The organism is Aquimarina muelleri DSM 19832 (genome assembly GCF_000430665.1).
GTDB classification, from domain to species: domain Bacteria; phylum Bacteroidota; class Bacteroidia; order Flavobacteriales; family Flavobacteriaceae; genus Aquimarina; species Aquimarina muelleri.
The window spans coordinates 215,195-235,965 of the sequence record NZ_AUML01000001.1; the positions used below are offsets into that span (position 1 = coordinate 215,195).

The window sequence follows — 20,771 nt, forward strand, 5'->3', positions numbered from 1 at the left end:
TACTAAATTATTGATAACTGTATTTTGAAAACAAATTTTATCTCGTAGTTAATTAAAAAATCAATATTTATACAAGGAAATTATATATCAATATGGAGTTTTTTAAATTAAGAAAAAAAATAATAGCTTCAAAAATATTAATATTTGCATCTTTGTACTTATGACAGGTATTGTTTATAAATCTACAGGGAGTTGGTATACGGTTAAAGCCGATAACAGTAAAATATATGAATGTCGAATAAAGGGTAAGTTTAGGATAAAAGGTATTAAAAGCACCAATCCTATAACTGTAGGAGATGTAGTTGATTTTAGATTAGATACAAATAGTGATCAGGAAACTGGGGTTATTGAAAATATTCACGAAAGACAAAATTATATTATTCGAAAATCAGTTAACTTATCCAAACAGACACATATCATAGCATCAAATATAGATGTAGTCTTTTTGTTAATCACTTTAAATAATCCAACTACATTCACAACATTTATAGATAGATTTTTAGTTACTGCAGAGGCATATGGTATTAAAGCTATTTTACTTTTTAATAAAATAGATACTTATAACGAAGAGGAGCTTTTAGAGGTGAAATATTTAGCAGCATTATATAGGAAAATCGGTTATGAGTGTATTGGGATTTCTGCAAAATCTGGTAAAAATGTGGATAAGGTGAAAGACGTTATGACAGGAAAAGTCAGTATGTTTTCTGGACATAGTGGAGTCGGCAAGTCGACATTAGTAAATGCTATTGCACCAGAGTTATCTTTAAAAACAGCAAAAATTAGTGATCAGCACCAACAAGGGCAGCATACTACAACTTTTGCAGAAATGTTTGATTTAAGTTTTGATGCTAAAATTATTGATACACCAGGTATAAAAGGCTTCGGAATTGTAGATATAGAGAGAGAAGAGATAGGAGATTATTTCCCAGAGTTTTTTAGATTAAAATCAGAGTGTAAGTTTAATAATTGTTTACACGTTAATGAACCAAAGTGTGCAGTCAAAGAAGCTTTGGATGCTGAAGAAATTGCTTGGTCTAGATATAAAAGCTATCTCCAAATTTTGGAAGGAGAAGAAGAGCATTATAGGAAAAATAATTATGATGAAGAATAGACTTTATTAGATGTAATTATAAAATAATGTCGATTCCTTAGAAAAGTAAAACTCGAATTATAAAAGAAAATTATTGATTCAAATAATTTTGGATTTATGAGAGGCGTAAATTATATGAAACCCCTAAAGAAAGGTTGTTTTTGTATAAATAGATGTCAATAAAAGTTGTTTAAATTGTCAATTAATAAATGAGAGCAGTAATTCAAAGAGTTTCTAGTGCTTCGGTCACTGTGGATAGCAACATTATTTCAAGTATAAACCAAGGGCTACTTATTCTGATTGGGATAGAAGAGGGAGATTCTGAAGAAGATATATTTTGGTTATCAGGAAAAATATCTCGGCTTAGAATATTTGAAGATGAAAAAAGAGTAATGAATAAAAGTGTGATAGATATCTCTGGTGATGCTATAGTCGTAAGTCAGTTTACCTTACATGCTAGTATTAAAAAAGGTAACAGACCAAGTTATATTAATGCAGCAAAACCTGAAATAGCTATTCCGTTATACGAAAGTTTTATAAATCAGTTAGAATTAGATATGCAAAAAAAAGTTGGTACAGGAGTATTTGGTGCAGATATGAAAGTATCTTTATTAAATGACGGGCCAGTTACCATAATTGTTGATACTAAAAATAAAGAATAATAATGAATATCCAAAATGCACAACAAACCGTAGATGATTGGATTAAAGATCACGGAGTTCGATATTTTAATGAGTTAACCAATATGGCTCAATTAACGGAAGAAGTAGGAGAGGTAGCTAGGATCATAGCAAGGCGTTATGGGGAGCAAAGTGAAAAAGAGAGCGATAAAAATAAAGATCTTGGTGAAGAATTAGCAGATGTTTTATTTGTAGTATTATGTCTGGCCAATCAAACAGGAGTAGATCTTCAAGAAGCTTTTGATAAAAAATTAGATATCAAAACAAAACGAGATCATGATCGCCATCATAATAATGAAAAATTAAAATAATGTTTATTTCTATAATTTCATCTAAAAAATATTGGCTTTCCGTCTGTTTCATAGGGCTTGGTTTTGTGTTTATATTTAGCCTTATAGAATATTTTATGCAATACGGCGTAAGCTCTTTAGATACTTTTGTCGAGCAACGAATCTATAATCAACAATGGATTAGATATATGTTATCCCGACTTGTTGGAGGATTAGCGTATGGTATGATAATGGGGTATTATTTTGAATTAAGAAAAAGAAAATCAAATCGATAGTATGAATTTGAAATTAGACTATATTTCTAATATAGAAAACAAAACACTACAAATTACAGGATCTAAAAGCGAAACGAATAGATTACTTATCTTACAAGCATTATATCCAAATATAAGTATCGAAAATGTATCGAATAGTGATGATTCAGAATTAATGCAAAAAGCATTAAGGAATTCGGATACTATAGTAGATATTCATCATGCAGGAACCGCAATGCGATTTCTTACCGCTTATTTTGCAATAAAAGAAGGAAAAGAAACTGTGCTAACAGGTAGTAAAAGGATGAAGGAAAGACCAATCAAGATATTGGTCGAAGCATTACAACAATTAGGCTGTGAAATCACATATGAGAACGAAAAAGGATATCCGCCAATTAAAATTCACGGAAAAAGCCCAACTACAAATAGTGTTTCTCTGCAAGCAAATGTTAGTAGTCAGTATATATCTGCCTTAATGTTAATTGCTTCATCATTATCAAATGGACTCGAAATTTTTTTAGAAGGAAAAGTAACCTCTGTGCCGTATATTAATATGACATTAAGTTTGTTAAGTGATGCAGGTATAGAAGGGCGTTATGAGAATAATAAAATTACAATAAATTACCATAAAGAAATTTTGCCCAAAAATATAGTTGTAGAATCAGATTGGAGTTCAGCATCTTATTTTTATAGTATAGTGGCATTGTCAGAAAACGGATCTGTAACTATAGGTAGTTATAAAAAACAAAGCTATCAAGGAGACTCTTCTTTAGTTGAAATATATAAAAACCTTGGAGTAGATACTGTTTTTAATCAAAATACAATTACCATAAAGAAAAACTCAAACAATATTTCTGGATTTCCTGAAGCATTAGATTTATCTAATTCACCTGATATTGCTCAGACTATAGTCGTAACCTGTTTTGGATTAGGAGTAGAGTGTTGTTTAACAGGATTACATACACTAAAAATAAAAGAAACAGATCGACTTGAAGCCTTAAAAACAGAAATAGAGAAATTTGGAGGTAGAGTTAATATAACAAAAGATTCTTTGTACTTGGAATCTCATCCAGTATCTATTAAAAAAGAAGTTTATGTAGAAACATATAATGATCACCGTATGGCTATGGCGTTTGCTCCTTTGGCACTTAAAACCTCTTTGTTTATTAAAGATGCCAATGTCGTTTCTAAGTCCTATCCTGATTTTTGGTCAGATTTAGAAAAACTAGGTTTCAGAACGAGTAAATACTAATACGGATTTAGAGCATTTTAATACTAAATTAAGTGATAAGTAAGATGTATTTTATTTAAAAAGAGAAGGGTGGTTTTATTTAAAACAATAAATATATTCTAATTTACTTGACAACGCCTATCTCAAGATTGTATATTTGCATCTTCCAAAAAAACAAACACGAATGAAGTTATCACATTTCAATTTTAACCTTCCGCAAGAATTATTAGCAGAATATCCTGCAGAAAACAGAGATGAATCTCGGCTAATGGTTCTTAATAGAAAGGAACAAACCATAGAACATAAACAATTTAAAGATCTTATAGATTATTTTAGCCCTAATGATGTAATGGTTGTTAATAATACTAAGGTTTTTCCTGCAAGGTTATATGGAAATAAAGAAAAAACTGGAGCTAGAATTGAAGTGTTTTTATTACGGGAACTAAACTCAGAAACACGACTTTGGGACGTACTCGTTGATCCAGCAAGAAAAATACGTATTGGAAACAAATTATATTTTGGTGACGATGAAAGTTTAGTAGCAGAGGTAATCGATAATACTACCTCAAGAGGACGTACTTTACGATTTTTATATGATGGTTCCTATGATGAGTTTAGACAAAAACTTACAGACTTAGGAGAAACACCTCTTCCTAAATACATAAAAAGAGAAGCTGAACCCGAAGATGAAGAAAGATATCAGACCATTTATGCTAAAAATGAAGGAGCTGTAGCTGCTCCCACAGCAGGACTTCACTTTTCTAAACATCTTATGAAAAGATTAGAAATAAAAGGAGTTGATTTTGCTGAAATTACCCTGCATGTTGGTTTAGGAACATTTAATCCAGTAGAAGTAGAAGATTTGTCTAAGCATAAGATGGATAGCGAAGAGGCATATGTTACAGCTCAAGCTGTGGATACTATAAACAATGGAATTGCTAATAAACAGAGGATTTGTGCTGTAGGAACTACAGTAATGAGAGCTCTAGAAAGTTCCGTGTCTTCAGAAAGAACGCTAAACGAATTTGGAGGATGGACTAATAAATTTATATTTCCTCCCTATGATTTTAGTATAGCAAATAGTATGATTACAAATTTTCATACCCCTAAATCAACTTTATTGATGATGGTTTCTGCATTTGCAGGGCATGATTTCCTTAAAGAAGCGTATGAACAAGCTGTAAAAGAAAAATATAAGTTTTATTCTTATGGCGATGCCATGCTAATCATTTAATCATAAAATGAGAGAACATAAAATACCCCCGCTAAATCTTGATTTAGGTGGGGGTTTTTATATGTTTTTAGAAATTAATAAGTAAATAATGTTTTTTGTATGAAAAAGTATTATTTTCGACGCCTTAAAATATTACGGCATAGCCATAATTTATTAGATGCCATAAAACGGTAAATAGTGGTTTTCATCGAAAAACACTTTATGTAGAACTAATAAATGAGGTTTTTATAGATTTGTATTGTTTTTTTGTGTACCCAAATTATAAAAAGAATAATAAACCTAATTATAGTATGAAGAAAGTAATTTATTACATAGTATTTTTGAATGCTCTTTTTTCTTTTTCGCAAACCAAAGTAGGCGATATTCATTTTAATGACATAGATGTTTTTGATAATGATACTGAGTTGATGCTTAACGGAGCAGGAGAAAAAGACAAATTATACGCAATGGCACTTTATCTGGATTTTGAAGTAGATGGCGTAGAGGATGGAATAATGGTAGCAGAAAAAGATGTTACTATGGCGATAACTATTAAAATAATTTCTTCTGTTACGGATAGTGATTTTAAAGAAATTATTAGAAATGGTTTAGAGAGAGCTACCGATGGTAATAGTTATCTGCTAGAAAATCAAATACGTGATTTTTTAAATCTTCTTCCTGGAGAAATAAATAAGTTTGATATATTCAGGATTCTATATGTTAAAGGAGGAACCTTATCTTTGTTTAAAAATAAGGAGAAATTAGGCACAATTAATAGTAAAGAATTTAAAAAAGCACTATTTAAAATCTGGTTGGGAGAAAATCCTGTAGATTTAGAGTTAAAAGAGAATTTATTAGCATCTTATGAACCAAACCCTATTTTAGGTAAATGGAAAACATACGATAAAAAAACAGGAGTTGCTATTAATATAATACAGCTCTATATTATTAAAGATAAGGTATATGGTTCTATACAAAGAATGTTACGTATATCAGAAAGAGATGCCATCTGTTATGAGTGTGAAGGGGCGGATAAAAACCAAAATGTAGAAGGATTAGTAATTTTAAAAAGATTGCAATTAGAAGGAGATAGATATGTAAACGGTAAATTTACAGATATAAATACAGGCAAGGTGTCAGATTGCCAAATATGGATTGATCAGGATGATAAAAATATACTTTATGTTAAGTATAAAGGTGGTGGCGGAGTTCATGAATGGAAAAGAATATTAGATTAGTACTCTATAATAGAAGCTAAGCTAAAAAAACCCTGATAAATAAATATCAGGGTTTTTTTAGCTTATTATAATAAAGAACGATGATGTGGTTAAAGTACCATTTTATCTTTTACTTTTGTAAATAATATGAATGTGAAAAAAAAAGATATAAGAGCGTTAACCAAAGAAGAACTACGAGTTTTCTTTGAGGATAATAATGATAAAGCTTTTAGAGGAAACCAAGTCTATGAATGGTTATGGAGCAAAGGAGCTCATAGTTTTATGGATATGACTAATATTTCTAAAGAAACCCGAGAAATGTTAGAAAAGAATTTTGTTATCAATCATATAAAGGTAGATCAAATGCAGCGAAGTACAGATGGTACTATAAAAAACGCTGTAAGATTGCACGATGGTTTAATAGTAGAATCAGTATTAATTCCTACATCAACAAGAACAACAGCTTGTATATCATCACAGGTTGGTTGTAGTTTAGATTGTAAATTTTGTGCAACTGCTCGCTTAAAAAGAATGAGAAACCTTAATCCCGATGAGATATATGATCAGGTTATGGCTATTGATAAAGAAAGTAGATTGTATCATAATAGACCATTGTCTAATGTTGTATTTATGGGTATGGGAGAGCCTTTGATGAATTATAATAATGTATTATCGGCTATTGATAAAATCACCTCTATAGATGGATTAGCAATGTCCCCAAAAAGAATAACATTATCCACATCAGGGGTTCCAAAGATGATCAAAAAAATGGCGGATGATCAGGTTCGATTTAAATTAGCAGTATCTTTACATTCTGCAATTGAGGAGGTTAGAACGTCTATAATGCCTTTTAATGAAAATTTTCCGCTGGTAGATCTTAAAGAATCCTTAGAATATTGGTATCAAAAAACCAAAAGTAGAATTACTTATGAATATGTAGTTTGGAACGGGATTAATGATAAAAAAGAAGACATTGATGCCTTAATTAAATTTTGCTCTTATGTACCTTGTAAAGTTAATTTAATCGAATATAATCCAATTGATGATGGGGTTTTTCAGCAAGCTTCAAAAACGGCAACAGATAATTATATTAAAGCTTTAGAATCCAGAGGTATTGTAGTAAATGTTCGCCGTAGTCGTGGAAAAGATATTGATGCAGCTTGTGGTCAATTAGCGAATAAGTCTTAAAAAAAACAATTGTTTTTTATATAAATAATTAAGTAGTTAAAATTAATACCTATATATAAGGTATCGGTTTCAAAGAAAAACTATTTGCATTATATTCGCATAAGTTAAGAAACAGAACTAATTACGGTATATTGAAAGTTGTAGAACAAATAAAACTACCAATCGTTGATGAAATGGAACTTTTTGAGCAAAAGTTTTCACAATCAATGACCTCTAAGGTTGCCTTGCTTAATAGAATTACTCACTATATTGTAAATAGAAAAGGGAAACAGATGAGGCCTATGTTTGTCTTTTTAGTCGCTAAAATGGTGTCTGGAGGAAAGGTAAATGAGCGAACATATAGGGGAGCTTCAGTTATAGAATTAATACATACAGCAACTCTAGTTCATGACGACGTTGTCGATGATTCTAATCAAAGGCGAGGTTTTTTTTCTATAAATGCGTTATGGAAAAATAAAATAGCAGTTTTAGTAGGAGATTATTTACTTTCAAAAGGACTATTATTGTCTATAGATTATGGAGATTTTGATCTTTTAAAGATTATTTCAGTTGCAGTTAGAGAAATGAGTGAAGGAGAGTTATTGCAGATTGAAAAAGCAAGAAATCTAGATATTACAGAATCTATATATTATGAAATTATACGTCAGAAAACAGCAACGTTAATTGCAGCTTGTTGTAGTCTTGGGGCTTGTTCTGTAGAGCCTGACTCCGATAGTGTTAAAAAAATGAGAAAATTTGGAGAGCTTATAGGAATGGCTTTTCAAATAAAAGATGATTTATTTGACTATGGAGATACCGTTATAGGTAAACCAACAGGAATTGATATTAAAGAGCAAAAAATGACACTTCCTTTAATTTATACTTTAAACCATTGCTCTAAAGAAAAGAAAAAATGGCTTATTAACTCTGTGAAAAACCATAATAAAGATAAAAAAAGAGTCAAAGAGGTTATAGAATTTGTAAAAATGAGCGGAGGACTAGAATATGCCATTAAAATAATGTATCAATTTAAGAACGAAGCGCTTTCTATCTTATCAGAATATCCAGAATCAGATTATAAATCTTCCTTAGAATTGATGGTAGGTTATGTTATTGATAGAAAAAAATAATACTATAACTATCACGTATAATAAATTGCAATAAAAAATTAATGATAACACAGATGTCTAATTAGTCTTATTATAATATTTTTAGCAATGATTGTAAATCAAGAGTTTAGTTTTGAAATTAAAAACTAGATTTTTTAGTATAAGTAAAGGGTACACAATCAGAGTTTTTGAGACCTAGAAATGAATTTTTATAGGTTGAGGTTAGATTTGCTTATTAAAAAAAATCAAAATAACTCTAAATCATTCAAAGTTTAGGTTAAGCTACCTTAAAAGTTCTGCATTAAGGTTTTTAAAAAACAACCGAAATTAGTATTATACCTGTTGTTGGAGTTATGTGTGTTTACCAGTAAATTTTATTAAATCAATAAAAAACAATTATCCCGTGGTTTAATTACGGTATAACTGTATCTTGTTGTTTACGAATGTTTTATAGTGTTTATTTTTTTATTTACTACCTAAATACACTATATTTATTGAAGTCATAGTTGAAATAATTTTTGTCATATTTATTTAGCGGCTTTACATTTTTGTCTCAAAATGTAGTCGACACTACTTATGCTGAAAACGGGTATTGAATTGAACAATTAACCAAATTTCACATATATGAAAACAAATTTTATTTATTTCACATTATTCTTGTTTTGCAGCTTTGGGCTGTTTGCACAAAAAGGAGGAGTTGTTAAAGCTAACTCAGTAGGTAAATCTGTTTATAAAAAGGATATTCCTGCTTTTTCTCAAATGAAAAATATTATTTCTGCTAAAGGTTTAGGACATGTTGCTCCACCTAAACGTAAAGGAAGTAATACTGTAGTTCCAGGGAAAGGATTTCCTAAAGGAAATGATCCACTTATTGAATTTCAAAAAAAAGCTAATAAAATTGCTATTAGTGCCCCTTTAGCATCTTTTGATGCTCATGTAGGAACAGTTTTAAATGATGCAACAGGAGCGATTGGCCCTAACCATTATGTGTATGCATTTAATTCTGGTTTTGGGATTTTAGATAGATCTGGTAATGTTTTACTTGCAGAAGCATCGTTAGCTACCTTGTTTCCAGGAGAATCACTTGGGGATCCAGTAGTTGTTTATGACAATTTTGCAGGTAGATTTATTATAATGCAATTTAGTAATTCTCCAAACGGATTTTTGATAGCGGTATGTAAAGGACCAGATCCTATCAATGATGGATGGTCTACTTATAGGTTTAATACAGGTACATTTCCTGATTATGAAAAACTATCTATTTGGAGTGATGGGTATTACATTACTGCAAACAAAGATCAAAATGCTCCGGATACTAATAATGTAGTATTTGTAGTAGAGAGAGATAAAATGATTGCAGGAGCAGCTTCTACACAAATGATTAGTTTTCCATTGCCAGGAGCAGAAACTAACGGCTTCTATAGTCCAGGAGGGTTTAATGCGACAGGAACAACACTTCCTCCTGCAGGTGTAGGATGTTCTATAGTGTATATACAAGATGATAGTTGGGCAGGTATTTCAACAGATCATTTAAAAGTGTGGACTACTAGCGTAGATTGGACTACTCCAGCAAATTCTACCATTTCTCAACCGCAAGAGATCACAACAGCCCCTTTTGATAGTGTGTTTGATAACGGATCTTTTCAAAACCTGGATGAGCCAGGAAATGGGCCAGATATAGATGCATTGCAGGCAACTATGATGTATATGACTAACTACAGACGTTTTGGTACTCATAACTCAGTGGTTATGAATTTTGTTGTAGACTTAGATGGTAACGATAGTCTAGCAGGTATACGTTGGTACGAACTTAGGCAAACTGCTGACGGGCAGCCATGGACAATCTACCAGGAAGGAACATATACACAACCAGATGGACTAAGTGCATTTTGCGGAAGTATTGCTCAAGATTCTCAAGGTAATATAGGATTAGCATATACTGTAGTAAGCAGTAGTGTTTATACTTCTTTAAGATATACAGGTAGATTAGCAAGTGATCCAGTAGGTACAATGACAGTCGCTGAGCAAGTTTCAGCTAACGGAGATAGCCAAAATAATAGAAGTGATGGTAGATATGGAGATTATGGGCAAATCACTATCGATCCATTAGATGATAAAACGTTCTGGCATATCAGTGAGTATATGAAAGGACCATCTCCAAACGTTAGAAAGAGTCATGTAGTGGCTTTTAAAATCGAACCAGCAGTAGTAGATAATGAGCCTCCATCTACACCAGCAAATTTATCAGCTTCAGGAACAACTGCTAGAGAAACTACGCTAAGTTGGGAAGCTTCAACAGATAATATCGGGGTAACAGGGTATGATATATATCAAGACGGTACAGTAGTAGCTAATTCTGCTACAAATAACTATACTGTTAATGGGTTAGCTCCCCTTACTACATATTCATTTTATGTAATAGCAAAAGATGCATCAGGAAATCAATCTTCAGCAAGTAATACAGTAAGTGTAACTACTTTAGAAAGTACAACAGGGCCAGGATGTTTAAATGGACTAGTAGCACCTTATAATGAAAGTTTTGAAAGTAATCTAGGTGCATGGACTCAGGCATCTGGAGATAATCTGGATTGGACAAGAAAATCAGGTGGCACTCCCTCTAATGGAACAGGACCTGCAAGTGCAGCAGACGGATCAAATTATTTATTCGTTGAAGCATCAGGAAATGGTACAGGATATCCAAACAAGCGAGCTATTCTTAATTCTCCTTGTTTTGATCTTAATGATGCTACAGCTGCAGTTTTTTCATTCAAATACCATATGTATGGAGCTACTAACTTTGGCTCTTTAGATGTAGAAGCAAGTAATGATGAAGGAGTAACATGGACTAGTATTTGGAGTAAAAGTGGAAATCAAGGAAACTCTTGGCAGACAGCTACCATAGATTTAGCAGCATATCTTGGTTCAGGATTACAATTACGATTTAATCGTTTAACCGGAAACACTTGGCAAGCAGATGTTGCAATAGATGCGATATCTCTTACAGCAGGTACAACTGGAGATAATTGTGCTACAGGCAACTTAACTTTGACTATAACATTTGATAATTATCCAGAAGAGACTTCATGGGTGTTAAAAGATGTTGGAGGAACAGCAGTAGCATCAAAAAGTTATTCGTCATCAAATCCAGACGGGTCTACAGTAACAGAAACTATTAACGCTTTGGCTTCTGGTAGCTATACTTTTACAATATCCGATTCTTTTGGAGATGGGATATGTTGCCAATATGGTAATGGAGTATATACGTTATCAAGTAGTACAGGGGCTATAGCATCAGGAAGTCAGTTTACAAATTCTGAGACTACTGAATTTTGTGCACAAGGGTCAGCAACAAGGTTGGATACTTATGAGTTAACCGATGTTAATACAAACGAAGAAAGGTTTAAATTGTATCCAAATCCAGTAAGTGGCGTTTTAAACATTTCGATAGGAAAAACACCTATCCAAAATTTACAGATTTTTTCTATGTTTGGACAGTTGATTCATAGTGTAGATAATCAAGGAACAAAACAGCAAATAGATGTAAGTGATCTTTCAGCAGGAACATATTTTGTTAGAATTACAGCAGATGAAACTATTGTTACAAGAAGTTTTGTGGTTAAAAAATAATCTTACATAAGAAAAATATAGTTTTAAATAAGGTTGCCTGAAAAGACAACCTTATTTTTTTTGATAATGATCTCATACGATTTACGGATGAGAATTACGTATAAATAATTGCAAAGGTTTTTCGCTAGATTGATGAATCAAATTAAAGAATAGTCATAACTATTGTTTCATTTTATGAAGAAAATATAGTACAAAAAGAATGCGATTATATGCGAGATTTTTATTCGTAAATCGTATCAGTACGAGTTTAGGAAGAATGCTTCTAAAAAAGTATATTTTATTTTTAAGGTAAGTCTAAGGAATTAAAAAAAAAACTCAATGAGGGATTAAAATTAGAAGAAGGGATTGTGTTTGCTGAATTATCTTATTTTTGTTGCATACACAAAAATTAGCACCCCCAGTTTTATGATTCATAAATCGACTATAGATTCAGTATTTGAAGCCGCCCGTTTAGAAGAGGTTATTGGGGATTTTGTACAATTAAAAAAAGCAGGGAGTAACTTTAAAGGATTGAGTCCTTTTAGCGACGAAAGAAGCCCTTCTTTTATGGTGTCTCCTGTAAAACAAATATGGAAAGATTTTTCTAGTGGCAAAGGAGGAAATGTTGTTGCATTCTTGATGGAACATGAACATTTTACATATCCAGAAGCTATAAAGTATTTAGCAAAAAAATATAATATTGAAGTAGAAGAAACGGAGCGAACAGATGAGCAAAAGCAACAAGCAGACGAAAAAGAAAGTATGTATCTGGTTAGTGAATTTGCAAACACTTTTTTTCAAAAAACATTACTTAAAACAGAACAAGGTAAAGCCATAGGGTTATCTTATTTTAAAGAGCGTGGATTCACAAAACATACTATAGAGAAATTTGGTTTGGGATACTCTCCTGATACTTGGGATGCTTTTACTACAGAGGCTATCAAAAAAGGATATAAATTAGAATATCTAGAGAAAACAGGGCTTACTATAATAAAAGAAGAAAAACAATTTGATAGATTTAAAGGTAGGGTAATGTTTCCTATACAATCGATGTCTGGGAGAGTGTTAGGTTTTGGAGGTAGAATATTAACTAACGAGAAAAAAGCAGCAAAGTATCTTAACTCTCCAGAAAGTGATATCTATCATAAAAGTAAAGTGTTATATGGTATTTATCATGCCAAACAAGCAATAGCGAAAGAGGATAACTGTTTTTTAGTGGAAGGATATACAGATGTTATCCAGTTTAATCAAACAGGAGTTACCAATGTAGTTTCTTCATCAGGAACAGCTTTAACATCAGATCAAATACGTTTGATTAATAGGTTAACCAAAAATATCACAGTACTTTTTGATAGTGATGCAGCAGGGATGCGAGCATCTTTAAGAGGTATAGACCTTATTCTTGAGCAGGGAATGAATGTAAAAGTATGTAGTTTTCCTGATGGAGAAGATCCAGATAGCTTTGCTAAGAAAAATACATTAGAAGAATTGACCTTGTATTTAGAAGATAATGCTAAAGATTTTATAAGTTTTAAAGCTTCTTTGTTATTACAAGAATCTAAAAGTGATCCTATAAAAAGAGCAGAGTTAGTTAGGGATATGGTAACAAGCATATCTAAAATACCCGATGTAATTAAGCAAGAGATTTATGTAAAGGAATGTTCAAGAATAATGGATGTTTCAGAGGATGTTTTGTTTGATACTCTGGCACAAATGCATAATACAGATGCAAAAAGTCAACATAAGCAAAAAGAACAGCAACAAAAACCTCTTGAAGTTGTGCGAGGTGAAGCACAAAAACAACCCAAAGTAAATAGACAGTATATATTAGAACGACATATAATAAAAGCATTGTTAATGTATGGTGTTCTCGAGGCAGATTTCGAGGATTTGATATTGAAGGAGAATGAAGAAGGAGAACTTATTTTAGAGCCAGAAATACATAAAATAAAGGTTTTTGAAAAAATATATCTAGATTTACAAGATGATGAAATAGAATTTACAGATCAGATTTTTAAGGACATATATAGAATTTTAATCGAAGAATTAAACTTGGTTGATAAGTTTAAAATAGAAAGTTTTATAAATAAAATTCAACCAGAAATAGCTTCAGAGATTACAGAAATTATGATGAGCGAGGATCGTTACGAGCTCCATAGATGGGTGGATAAAGAAATTCATGTAAAACAAAAAATAGATTCTGTTGCAGACTATGTAAATAATATTATACTAAGTTTAAGAGGGTTTTTGATAGATCAAAAAATAAATGAGCTTTCACAAGAAGTGAAAGCTCAAAATTTTGAAAATAATACGAGTGTTTTAGAAGATATTCGAGATTATCAAACTCTCAAGAAATTATTATATAAAAAGCTAAATCGAGTGATTTAACTAATATGTAATAATCTTGATTGATGAATCAAATCTGCAAGATTGTCTACTTTTAGTTTTTTTAATAGCCTTGTTTTGTAAGTGCTTACTGTTTTTTCATTAATAGACAAAGTGCTTGCAATATCTTTATTTCTTTTTCCTGAAGATAATAAGTTAAGGACCTCTATTTCTCTTGAGGATAATTTCTTGTATTTCACAACCATGTTATTTTCACTGGCATTTCCATTAGCCAGTTGTTTTGTAAGGTTGTCATTTAAGTAAATACCTCCTCTTGCAACACGTTCGATTGCTTTTTTAAGAGTTTTTGTAGGAACTGTTTTTGCTAAATAAGCAGAAGCACCTGCTTTAATAGCACTTAGAGCATACATTTCCTCAGGGTGAGAACTAAAAATAATAACTTTTATTCCAGAAAATTCTTTTTTTATAGTTCTCAATGCCATAATTCCATTGATTTGAGGTAGATCTAACTCCATAATGAGAACATCAGGAGTGTTAGTTTTCAAAACATCATACATTTCGTTTCCATTACTTACTTTACCAATGATTTCATAATCTTCAGAATTGCGAAATAAAGAAACGATCCCCTTCCTAGTGATTGGATGATGATCTGCGATTAATACGGTTGTCATTCTTGTTTGTGAGTATTTTAGTTTAATTTAAGAGTTTAACATTCTTTAGGCTAGGGGTAATTTAAATCTTTGTGCAAAATTACTAAGAACTAGTCCTCATAAACTTTTTTTTATTAATTTATCGACAAAAAGATAATTAAAGCAGTTCAATGGGTATATTACAGACAGGAATAGGGTTCATTTTATGTTGGTTTACGGTATTTAGGTGGATAAAAATTTTAAAAACTTCTTTTTCTCTCCCTTTAAAATCATTGCTATTTTTACCTTCTTCTTTCATTTTCATAGCCCATTCTAATTCATCATAACTAGCTCCGATTTGATCTTCATCACTTCTGCTATCTCCAAATAAACCGTCGGTTGGTGCGGCATTTTGTATAGAAACAGGTACTTTCAAAAACTTAGCAATAGTGTATACTTCACTTTTTAAAAGATTAGCAATAGGGCTTAAATCAACACCTCCATCACCATATTTGGTATAAAATCCTACGCCAAAATCCTCTACTTTATTACCAGTTCCAGCAACTAGATATCTATGTAAACCAGCAAAATAGTATAAAGTAGACATTCTTAACCGGGCTCTGGTATTTGCAAGAGATAAGTCTAATTGTGCGCTATCAGGGATTTTTGGGAATACAGACTTTAATTCTTCAAAAACTGGAGTTAAATCAACATTGGTATTCGATACATTTGTATATTTTTTTTTAAGTTGTGTAATGTGTTCTTGTGCTCGAGTTACTTGGCTTTCTGCTTGATGAATAGGCATTTCAACGCAAAGAGTTTTTAATCCAGTTCTTGCACATAAAGATGAAGTAACAGCACTATCAATCCCTCCGCTAATACCAACAACAAAACCTTCCATATTTGCGTTTATAGCATACTCTTTTAACCAATTTACAATATGATCAATTACTTTTTCTGTTTGCATACTTTATGTTTGTGAATAATATAATTAAAATAAGTTTAATTCAAAAAAGGATACTTGACTATCCTATACTTTGTACTTCGCAATAGGATATAGTATCTTTGCGATCATAAAATTAATAAAAAAAGATGGCGTTCTGGAGGAATAGAGATAATTTAGATAGATATTATAATTTACAAAGGAATATCATTAAAATCTTAAAATTTACTTTGGTTTTTTATGTATTTATTTCTTGTTCAAACGAAAGTGAAGTTAAAAAAGAAATTTCTAAAATACCTATAGAAATAAAGATAGAGCGTTTTGATACGTTATTTGCAAAGGTAACCCTAGAAACTCTTCCTGATCTTAAAAAAGAATATCCATTTTTGTTTCCAGAAAAATATGCAGACAGTATCTGGATTAAAAGGTCTCAGGATACAATACAACAAGAAGTAAATATAGAGGTAGAAAAAACTTTTTTAGACCTTTCTAAAGAAGAAACAGAGCTTTATTCCCTTTTTCAACATATCCAATATTATTTCCCAGAAATTAAAACACCAAAAATAGTTACAATCATTAATGATGTAGATTATCGAAACAAAATAGTACTATCAAAAGGATTATTAATTATTGCTTTAGATACATATCTAGGAAAGGATCACCATTTTTATGAGGGAATACAAAAATATCTAAGACAAAACTTTGAACGAAAATATATGGTTCCAGATATAGCTTCTATGTATGCTAAAAATCAGGTAGGCCCAATTAGAGATAGAACATTTATAGGTAATTTAATCTCTTTTGGAAAAGAGCTGTATATAAAAGATTTACTGTTGCCTGAATTTACTAATGCAAGAAAAATAGGGTATACTGAAGAACAGTATTCTTGGGCAATAACTAATGAAGAATATATATGGAGGTATTTTATAGATAAAAAATTATTGTATAGTACCGATAGTTCTTTAATGCCTAGATTTTTGTATCCAGCACCTTTTTCTAAGTTTTATTTAGAAGAAATAGATAAAGAGGCCCCAGATAGAATAGCTCAGTTTATAGGGTGGCGAATTGTGGATTCATACATGAAAAATAACAATGTATCTTTGCGACAATTAATATTAGCAGATGCTGAAACGATTTTTAATAGATCAAAATATAAACCTAAAAAATAATAACAAGCGTGCATAAATCAGAAATTAGAATAGATATAGAGTTAGATGAAAATCGTATTCCAGAAAAATTAAAATGGACAGCAAAAGATGGAGGTGTAGAGAATCAGGAGACTAAAGCAATGCTTTTGTCTGTTTGGGATAATAAAACAAAAGAAAGTCTTCGGATAGATTTATGGACAAAAGATATGCCTGTTGATGAGATGAAAATATTTTTTCATCAAACATTAGTGGCTATGAGTGATACTTTTTATAAAGCTACTCAAGATGAAAAAATGTCTGCTACTATGAAGGATTTTTGTGATTATTTTGCTGAAAAGTTAGAATTAGAACAAAAATAATCTCAAAACTACTGAAGTCTCGTTGAGGTGTTTTTGAATATATATACTTTTTATATACAATATAAAATCAAATATCGAGGTAATATCATGAGGTTATAAGTGCAAGAACTTGTTTTTATAGTCTTTAGAGTATTGCGTAATATTTTTTTTAAAGAATAAAAAGTTTTTATAGAAGATGCGTTTCTCTCATTTGTTTAAATGAAATCACTGTAAAGAGAATCAGATTATTTTTGGTTTATGCGAAAAATAAAATTTAGATATAGGCCTTCTCGCTATTGATCTGTCTTATTCTAAAAGGCTAGAGATAGAGTGTGTAAAGAAAGATGTCTTAAGAGGATTTTGCTAGCTGATTATTAATGTCTTCTATGTATTTAAGGACATCTTCTTGTCCCAATCCAGAGGATGAGGAGGTTATGAAATAATTAGGCATTTCTTCCCAATAGTTTAGCATTTCATTAATGTAGTTATTTATCTGAACAGGTAGTTTGGTTTTAGTAAGTTTATCTGCTTTGGTAAAAATAATAGAAAACGGCACTTGATTTTCACCTAGCCATTGCATGAATTCCAGATCTATTTTTTGTGGTTCGTGACGACTATCTATCAATACAAAGGCAGAAACAATCTGAGTTCTTTTAGCAAAGTAAGCGGTAATAAACTTTTGAAATACCTTTTTTGAAGATTTAGAAACCTTTGCATACCCATATCCAGGCAAATCAACTAAAAACCAATTTTTATTAATGATGAAATGATTGATTAATTGTGTTTTTCCAGGTCTTCCAGATGTTTTAGCAAGATTTTTTCGATTGGTAAGCATATTAATTAAAGAAGATTTTCCGACGTTGGATCTTCCAATAAATGCATACTCAGGGAGTTTGTCTTTAGGGCATTTGGCAACGTCGCTGTTACTCATTATAAATTCAGCGCTGCTAATCTTCATAGTACTTAATTAAGGTTAAAAGTTGCGTTCTTGTAACCAGTTATGTAATAGTCGGTTAAATTCTTGAGGATGTTCCATCATGGCGGCATGTCCACATTTATCTATCCAGTATAAGTTAGAGTCAGGTAGTAGTTTATTGAAATCATTAGCTACTTCTGGAGGAGTGACATTGTCATTTTTGCCCCATATGATACAAGATGGGATATCCATTTTAGGTAAATCTTTTGCCATATTGTGCCGAATAGCACTTTTAGCAATGGCTAAAGTTCTGATTAATTTATTTCTATCATTAACTGTATTGTATACTTCGTCTACAATTTCTTTAGTAGCTATAGTTGGGTCGTAAAAAACATTTTCGGCCTTAGCTTTAATGTATTCATAATCACCTCGCTTAGGGTAACTTTCTCCCATAGCGCTTTCGTATAGTCCAGAACTTCCAGTTATAACGAGTGCTTTTACTTTTTCAGGAAACATTTTAGCGCATAAAAGTGCTATGTGTCCTCCTAGAGAGTTACCAAGAAGAATTACTTCTTTATCACCATAACCTAATTGATCTATAAAATCGTTAAGATACTTGGCATATGTACTAACCTTGGTTTTTAGTAAAGGCAACGTATAAATAGGTAATTCAGGGATCAGTACCTTGTATCCATGTTCAGGAAAATAAGAACCAACACCTTCAAAGTTACTTAATCCTCCCATCAACCCATGTAAGATGATGATTGGTGTACCTTCTCCCAAATCTAGATAACTAAATTTTCCGTCTTTTTGTAATTCGTGCTTCATTAATACTTCTTACAAGAATTAAACGCAAATATAGCATTTTCATAATTAGTTTCGAGTTTTTTTATGAATACTACAGAATGATTTTTTTATTTTTTTAAAGATGAATTATTTCTTCTTCCTATTCGTTAAAGTCGAGAATTTATAAGCCTTGTTGTAGTGTGTTGATAAACAAAATCTTAAAGTTTAGCAGGGTGGAAGATTGTTGTTTTTGATCACAACTTATTAACAATGTGGTAGATTGTGGTAAAAAGTGGTATTTTTTTCAATATATTTGACTTATTAAACGTTTAGGGAAGTAAAGTGGTAAATCTAATTGGTACATACGAGTGCAAAGCAGACGCTAAGGGACGTTTGATGATGCCTGTTGCTTTTAAAAAGCAACTTTCGGGAGTACTAAAAGATGGATTTGTATTAAAAAGAGCAGTTTTTCAGCCTTGTTTGGAGTTGTATCCTATGGCAGAATGGAATCTTTTAATGCAGAAAATGAATAAACTTAATCGATTTAAAAAGAAAAATAATGACTTTATCAGAAAATTTACCGCAGGAGTTAAAGTGGTAGAGGTGGATACAGCAGGTCGTCTTTTAATACCTAAGGATTTAATAAGTTTTGCTGGTATTACGAAAGATTTGGTGTTGTCGTCGGCTGTAAATATAGTTGAGATCTGGGATAAAGATCAATACGAAAAAGCAATTGAAGACGTGGCAGATGATTTTGCAGATTTAGCAGAAGAGGTCATGGGGTTTGATGATGATATAAGTCTTGATTAGTAGTCTAGATAAAGGATAATTGAAGTGTGCGAAAGGGGATTGCCGCTATTGATAAAAAAAGAAATAAAACAGAATGGAGTATCATAATCCGGTTTTGCTTAAAGAAACAGTAGATGGGTTGGTCATCAAGCCAAATGGAACATATGTAGATGTTACATTTGGCGGTGGTGGCCATTCTAAAGAAATACTTAATCGATTAGGACCCGAAGGTAAATTGTTTGCTTTTGATCAGGACTTAGATGCTTTAGATAATACGATAAAAGATGATCGTTTTATTTTGATAAATGAAAATTTTAGGTTCATAAAGCGATTTTTGCGGTTTCATGGGGTGAGAAAGGTAGATGGGATTCTTGGAGACTTTGGGGTTTCTTCTCATCAGTTTGATGTAGCAGACAGGGGGTTTTCTACTCGATTTGATGCGGATTTGGATATGAGGATGAATCAAAATGGAGAGCTGTCTGCATACAATGTAATTAATGACTATGAAGAAGCAGATTTAAAAAAGATGTTTCTAGAATATGGAGAATTAAGAAATGCTCCAAAATTAGCAAGGACTATAATAGCAGCTAGAAAAGAAGAGCCGCTAAAAACAAGTATAGCGTTAAAAGAAGTATTGAAACCGTTTTTACCAAAACATAAAGAACATAAAATACTAGCGCAAATTTATCAGGCAATTCGCATAGAAGTAAACCAAGAAATAGGAGCTCTTAAGGAGCTTTTGATGCAGACTACAGAGCTTCTTAATCCTAATGGAAGAGTTAGTTTTATATCCTATCACTCCTTAGAGGATAGATTAGTAAAACGGTTTATTCGTAATGGAATGTTTGAAGGAGAACCAGAAAAAGATTTATATGGTAATGTATATGTTCCTTTTAAAAAAGTAGGAGGATTAATTATTCCAGATAATGATGAAATCAAAGAAAATAATAGAGCACGAAGTGCAAAATTAAGAATAGCGGAAAGAGTAAAAGAAGAAAACCCTGCCTAGAATGGAGAAG

At 31.5% G+C, this 20,771-nt stretch carries 19 protein-coding genes; 15 read left to right on the plus strand and 4 right to left on the minus strand.

Annotation, left to right across the window (positions count from 1 at the left end):
- The first annotated feature begins 160 nt into the window (after nt 1-160).
- From rsgA to dnaG, 11 genes are all read left to right on the plus strand, one after another.
- Nucleotides 161-1,111: a ribosome small subunit-dependent GTPase A gene (gene rsgA / locus H527_RS0100965; protein ID WP_027410973.1), complete on the plus strand. Its 951-nt coding sequence runs from the start codon at nt 161-163 to the stop codon at nt 1,109-1,111.
- A 188-nt stretch (nt 1,112-1,299) separates the two neighbouring features.
- Nucleotides 1,300-1,752 (plus strand): D-aminoacyl-tRNA deacylase, encoded by a 453-nt coding sequence (gene dtd, locus H527_RS0100970; protein WP_027410974.1) that lies wholly within the window; start codon nt 1,300-1,302, stop codon nt 1,750-1,752.
- A 2-nt stretch (nt 1,753-1,754) separates the two neighbouring features.
- Nucleotides 1,755-2,081, plus strand: a complete 327-nt coding sequence (locus tag H527_RS0100975) for a nucleotide pyrophosphohydrolase (protein ID WP_027410975.1) — start codon at nt 1,755-1,757, stop codon at nt 2,079-2,081.
- A gap of 95 nt (nt 2,082-2,176) precedes the next feature.
- Nucleotides 2,177-2,335 carry a hypothetical protein gene (locus H527_RS24355; RefSeq protein WP_155837774.1) on the plus strand — a complete coding sequence of 53 codons (159 nt, stop codon included), beginning with the start codon at nt 2,177-2,179 and terminating at the stop codon, nt 2,333-2,335.
- A gap of 1 nt (nt 2,336) precedes the next feature.
- Nucleotides 2,337-3,566, plus strand: coding sequence for a 3-phosphoshikimate 1-carboxyvinyltransferase (locus H527_RS0100985; protein WP_027410976.1), 1,230 nt, complete (start codon nt 2,337-2,339; stop codon nt 3,564-3,566).
- A 163-nt stretch (nt 3,567-3,729) separates the two neighbouring features.
- Nucleotides 3,730-4,779: a tRNA preQ1(34) S-adenosylmethionine ribosyltransferase-isomerase QueA gene (queA, locus tag H527_RS0100990; protein WP_027410977.1), complete on the plus strand. Its 1,050-nt coding sequence runs from the start codon at nt 3,730-3,732 to the stop codon at nt 4,777-4,779.
- 290 nt (nt 4,780-5,069) lie between these two features.
- Entirely contained in the window at nt 5,070-5,996 is a 927-nt protein-coding gene (locus H527_RS22940) for a chalcone isomerase family protein (RefSeq protein WP_155837775.1), read from the plus strand.
- Nucleotides 5,997-6,122: 126 nt separating this feature from the next.
- Nucleotides 6,123-7,163 carry a dual-specificity RNA methyltransferase RlmN gene (gene rlmN / locus H527_RS0101005; RefSeq protein WP_027410978.1) on the plus strand — a complete coding sequence of 347 codons (1,041 nt, stop codon included), beginning with the start codon at nt 6,123-6,125 and terminating at the stop codon, nt 7,161-7,163.
- Between the two features lie 131 nt (nt 7,164-7,294).
- Nucleotides 7,295-8,272 (plus strand): polyprenyl synthetase family protein, encoded by a 978-nt coding sequence (locus H527_RS0101010; protein WP_027410979.1) that lies wholly within the window; start codon nt 7,295-7,297, stop codon nt 8,270-8,272.
- 603 nt (nt 8,273-8,875) lie between these two features.
- Complete coding sequence (locus H527_RS0101015) at nt 8,876-11,878, plus strand: T9SS type A sorting domain-containing protein (protein WP_027410980.1); 3,003 nt, start codon at nt 8,876-8,878, stop codon at nt 11,876-11,878.
- 405 nt (nt 11,879-12,283) lie between these two features.
- The gene (gene dnaG, locus H527_RS0101020; RefSeq protein WP_027410981.1) at nt 12,284-14,245 is read left to right on the plus strand and encodes a DNA primase; all 1,962 of its coding nucleotides are present in this window, start codon (nt 12,284-12,286) and stop codon (nt 14,243-14,245) included.
- On the opposite strand, the gene H527_RS0101025 is transcribed toward dnaG, so the two are convergent.
- Nucleotides 14,242-14,874: a response regulator gene (locus H527_RS0101025; protein ID WP_027410982.1), complete on the minus strand. Its 633-nt coding sequence runs from the start codon at nt 14,872-14,874 to the stop codon at nt 14,242-14,244. The genes dnaG and H527_RS0101025 overlap by 4 nt on opposite strands.
- Before the next feature lie 136 nt (nt 14,875-15,010).
- Nucleotides 15,011-15,799: an NAD(+) synthase gene (gene nadE / locus H527_RS0101030; protein WP_027410983.1), complete on the minus strand. Its 789-nt coding sequence runs from the start codon at nt 15,797-15,799 to the stop codon at nt 15,011-15,013.
- 125 nt (nt 15,800-15,924) lie between these two features.
- On the opposite strand from nadE, the gene gldB reads away from it, so the two are divergent.
- Both gldB and gldC read left to right on the plus strand, forming a co-directional pair.
- Nucleotides 15,925-16,944 carry a gliding motility lipoprotein GldB gene (gldB, locus tag H527_RS0101035; protein ID WP_051316576.1) on the plus strand — a complete coding sequence of 340 codons (1,020 nt, stop codon included), beginning with the start codon at nt 15,925-15,927 and terminating at the stop codon, nt 16,942-16,944.
- Nucleotides 16,944-17,282: a gliding motility protein GldC gene (gene gldC / locus H527_RS0101040; RefSeq protein WP_027410985.1), complete on the plus strand. Its 339-nt coding sequence runs from the start codon at nt 16,944-16,946 to the stop codon at nt 17,280-17,282. Before gldB ends, gldC begins: the two co-directional genes overlap by 1 nt.
- A 328-nt stretch (nt 17,283-17,610) precedes the next feature.
- Here the strand turns inward: gldC and yihA are convergent, their stop codons facing one another.
- Together yihA and H527_RS0101050 are read right to left on the minus strand one after the other, a co-directional pair.
- Nucleotides 17,611-18,219 carry a ribosome biogenesis GTP-binding protein YihA/YsxC gene (gene yihA, locus H527_RS0101045; protein WP_027410986.1) on the minus strand — a complete coding sequence of 203 codons (609 nt, stop codon included), beginning with the start codon at nt 18,217-18,219 and terminating at the stop codon, nt 17,611-17,613.
- 15 nt (nt 18,220-18,234) lie between these two features.
- Nucleotides 18,235-19,005, minus strand: a complete 771-nt coding sequence (locus H527_RS0101050; RefSeq protein WP_027410987.1) for an alpha/beta fold hydrolase — start codon at nt 19,003-19,005, stop codon at nt 18,235-18,237.
- A 300-nt stretch (nt 19,006-19,305) separates the two neighbouring features.
- On the opposite strand from H527_RS0101050, the gene mraZ reads away from it, so the two are divergent.
- The gene (gene mraZ, locus H527_RS0101055) at nt 19,306-19,773 is read left to right on the plus strand and encodes a division/cell wall cluster transcriptional repressor MraZ (RefSeq protein ID WP_027410988.1); all 468 of its coding nucleotides are present in this window, start codon (nt 19,306-19,308) and stop codon (nt 19,771-19,773) included.
- Between the two features lie 73 nt (nt 19,774-19,846).
- The gene (gene rsmH, locus H527_RS0101060; protein WP_027410989.1) at nt 19,847-20,761 is read left to right on the plus strand and encodes a 16S rRNA (cytosine(1402)-N(4))-methyltransferase RsmH; all 915 of its coding nucleotides are present in this window, start codon (nt 19,847-19,849) and stop codon (nt 20,759-20,761) included.
- The last annotated feature ends 10 nt before the right edge of the window (nt 20,762-20,771 follow it).